The following is a 3481-nucleotide window of genomic DNA, read 5'->3' as shown; positions in this document are numbered from 1 at the left end:
CTCGGTGTGCCGGCCGGAAGCCCTCGTACTGGACGTACTCGGGCTTTCGGCCGGTGCGGCGAGAGTGCGTGCCGGGCGTCGCGACGGGGCGAACCCTGGCTGACGCGGCACTAGGTGCCCGGGGTCTCCGTCTCCTCCCCGGACGAGCGCACGACGACCTTCCCGGACGCGAGGTCTATCGGTCCGCGTCCGGGGTCGGCGTCCCCGACGTCCTCACGGGTCAGTTCCAGGCGGTTCTGCTCGTCGCGGGTGTGCTTGCGCCCGGGCGAGAACAGTTCCTCGAACATGTTGAACACGGAGCCTCCCTGGGCCGCGGAGCCGCGACGTCCTTTCCAGCGTAGGCCTCAGCCCGCCGGACCGGGCATGAGCATCTCGGCCGGGAACAGTTCCAGCCGATGGGCCACCGCCGCCGCCTCGCCCCGCCCGGAGACGCCGAGCTTGCCCAGGATGTTGGAGACGTGGACGCTCGCGGTCTTCGGTGAGATGAACAGCTCCTGGGCGATGCGGCGGTTGGTGTGGCCGGCGGCGACCAGGCGCAGCACGTCCCGTTCCCGGCTGGTGAGGCCCAGGGCCTCGGCCGGGTCGGCGGGCGCGGGGCCGGGAGCCGCGGCGGGCGCGAGCGGGAGCCGGGCCCGCCGGCCGAGGGCGGTGGCGGCGTCCGCGAGCGGCCGTGCGCCGAGGTGGCGGGCGGCGGCGTGGGTGAGCCGGAGCAGTTCCGCGGCGCGCTCGCGCTCGTCCTCCCCGCCGCTCGTCAGCAGGGACGCGGCCAGGCGGTACCGGACGCGGGCGAGGTCGTAGGGCCGGCCCAGGGGTTCGAAGGCGGTGACGACCTCCGACCAGGCGTCCGGGGCGCTCCGGCCCGCGGCGCGGTGGAGTTCGGCGCGGACCCACTGTTCGTGGGCGTGCCAGACGGGGGCGTGGGTGGTGAGGCGCTTCACGGCGGCGAGGATGCCGTCCAGGACCTGCTCGCGGCCCTCGCGGGCGGCCGGCAGCGCCCGGGCGTCGGCCTCGGCGGTGGCCGCCTGGAGCAGCAGCGGCCAGGCGTAGCGCTGGGTGCCCAGCGGGAAACCGGACTCCAGGGTGCGGGCCAGTTCGGCGCGCGCGTCCGCCAGGCGTCCTTCGGCGGCGGCGACGGCGATGGTGAGGCACGAGATCGGCAGGTCGTGCTGCGGCATGGGGTCGTGCGGGCCGTAGGAGGCGCGGGCCTCGGCGAGGTGGCGGGCGGCCTCGGCCGGTTCGCCGCGCGCGAGTGCGAGGAAGGCCATGCTGTGGGCGCCGGATCCGTACGGGGCGGCCGTCCGGCCCATCCGCTGGGCGCTGACGGCCGCCTGTGCCGCCTCGTCCCAGCGGCCCAGGGAGATGAGCGACTCGGCGAGGTTGCCCCAGACCCAGCCCTCGGACTCGGTCAGTCCCATCCTGCCGGTGAGCCGCAGGCCCTCGCGCAGGATGCCCACGGACTCCTCGGAGCGCCCGATGCCTTCCAGCGCGGAGGGCAGGTTCACATGGCTGCGGCCCACGACGACGGCGAGACCACGGGCTACGACGTCGTCCCTGACCTCGTACATGTGGGCCAGCCCGGCCTCGATCTGCCCGGCCTCGACCATGAGCCCGCCGAGGGTGAGCCGGGCGTTGGACGCGATCTCGTCGGCGCCCACCATGCGCGCGTACTCGACGGCCCGCTCGGCGGCCGTGAGGGTGTCGGGGCCGGGCTCGCGGAGCATGGACCAGTGTGCGGCCGTGGCCAGTACCTCGGCGTGCACCTCGGACGGCGGCAGGCCGCGGACCAGGTCCTGCGCGGTGGCGATCTCCTGCCAGCCGTCGCCCCGGGCGAGCCGCTGCACCAGCCGGGAGCGCTGGATCCAGAACCAGGCGGTGCGCAGGGGGTCGTTCTCCAGGGCCAGGAGGCGCAGCGCCCGCTTGGTGATCTTCAGGGCGCGCTCGCGCTCCCCGCAGAGCCGTCCGGCGACGGCCGCCTCGGCCAGCAGGTCCAGGTAGCGCAGCGCGGTGGTGGCCGGGTCGCAGCCGCAGGGAGGGTAGACCTCGGCGTAGTCCACGGGGCGCAGGCTCCGGCGCACGGTGTCGGGGGCGGCGTCCCACAGCTCCATCGCGCGTTCCAGGAGGCGGAGTTGCTCGGAGTAGGCGTGGCGGCGGCGGGCCTCGACGGAGGCTTCGAGGACGGCGGGCAGGGCCTTGGCGGCGTCGTGGGCGTGGTACCAGTAACTGGCCAGGCGTGCCGCCCGCTGGTCCGCGGGGACGAGGGCCGGGTCGGTCTCCAGGGCCTCGGCGTAGCGGCGGTTGAGGCGGGAGCGTTCGCCGGGGAGCAAGTCGTCGCTGACGGCCTCGCGGACCAGGGAGTGGCGGAAGCGATAGCCGTCGTCGCCGGGTGCGGGCGCGAGGATGCCGGCGTTCACGGCGGCCCGCAGTGCCTCGATGAGGTCGTCCTCGGCGAGCCGGGCGACGGCGGACAGCAGCCGGTACTCGACGGTGGAGCCGCCCTCGGCGACGATCCTGGCGACCTGCTGGGCCGCCTCCGGCAGCCCTTCGACGCGGACGAGCAGCAGGTCGCGCAGGGAGTCGGTCAGGCCCGTGCGGCAGCCTTCGTGCGCGGCGACGGCGAGTTCCTCGACGAAGAAGGCGTTGCCGTCGGAGCGTTCGAAGATCGCGTCGACCTGGTCCGGCTCGGGTTCCTGGGCGAGGATCCCGGCGATCTGGCGGCCCACCTCCTCGCGGTTGAAGCGGGCGAGTTCGAGGCGGCGGATGGTGCGGAGCCGGTCGAGTTCGGCGAGCAGGGGCCGGAGCGGGTGGCGGCGGTGGATGTCGTCGGAGCGGTAGGTGGCGAGGACGACGAGGCGGCCGGTGCGCAGGGTGCGGAAGAGGTAGGAGAGCAGATGGCGGGTGGAGGCGTCGGCCCAGTGCAGGTCCTCCAGGGCGAGGACGACGGTGTGCTCGGCGGCGACGCGCTCCAGCAGGCGTGCGGTGAGCTCGAAGAGCCGGGCCATGGCGTCCTCGTCGTGCCGCCCGGCCCGCGACTCGCCGAGCTCGGGCAGCAACCGGGCCAGTTCCTCCTCCTGGCCGGCGGCCGCGGCGGCCAGTTCGCCGGGGAGTTCGCGGCGCAGGGCGCGCAGCGCGGTGGAGAAGGGGGCGAAGGGCAGCCCGTCGGCGCCGATCTCCACGCAGCCGCCGAGTGCGACCACCGCTCCGCGGCTGCGGGCGGCTGCGGCGAACTCCTCGACCAGGCGGGTCTTGCCGACTCCGGCCTCCCCGCCGATGAGCAGCGCCGCCGGCTCGCCCTCGCGGGCGCGTACGAGTGCGTTGTGCAGCGTGCCCAGTTCCTCGGCACGGCCGACGAACACGGGGCTGACGGACCGGGTCTCCACGGCCCCGAGCATCGCATGCGGATCCGACGTCGCGGCACCGGTTTTCCGGGCAACGGCCGCAGCAGCGGCCGTCGGTCCCGCGGGAACGACGGCCGCAGCCTGCC

The 3481-nt window shown here is 75.2% G+C and carries 2 protein-coding genes; both read right to left on the bottom strand.

Annotated features, from left to right (window positions below; all coding sequences use genetic code 11):
* Positions 1-110: 110 nt before the first annotated feature.
* A complete protein-coding gene (locus AB0E85_RS39725) occupies positions 111-296 on the bottom strand; it encodes a DUF6191 domain-containing protein (protein ID WP_361937627.1) in 186 nt (61 codons plus the stop codon).
* 48 nt (positions 297-344) lie between these two features.
* A complete protein-coding gene (locus AB0E85_RS39720; protein WP_361937626.1) occupies positions 345-3389 on the bottom strand; it encodes an AAA family ATPase in 3045 nt (1014 codons plus the stop codon).
* Between the last annotated feature and the right edge of the window lie 92 nt (positions 3390-3481).

The organism is Streptomyces sp. NPDC029044 (genome assembly GCF_040637495.1).
In the GTDB taxonomy this organism is placed as follows: domain Bacteria; phylum Actinomycetota; class Actinomycetes; order Streptomycetales; family Streptomycetaceae; genus Streptomyces.
Note: the sequence above shows the minus strand (reverse complement) of the source record. Positions and strands in the feature narration are given on the sequence as shown.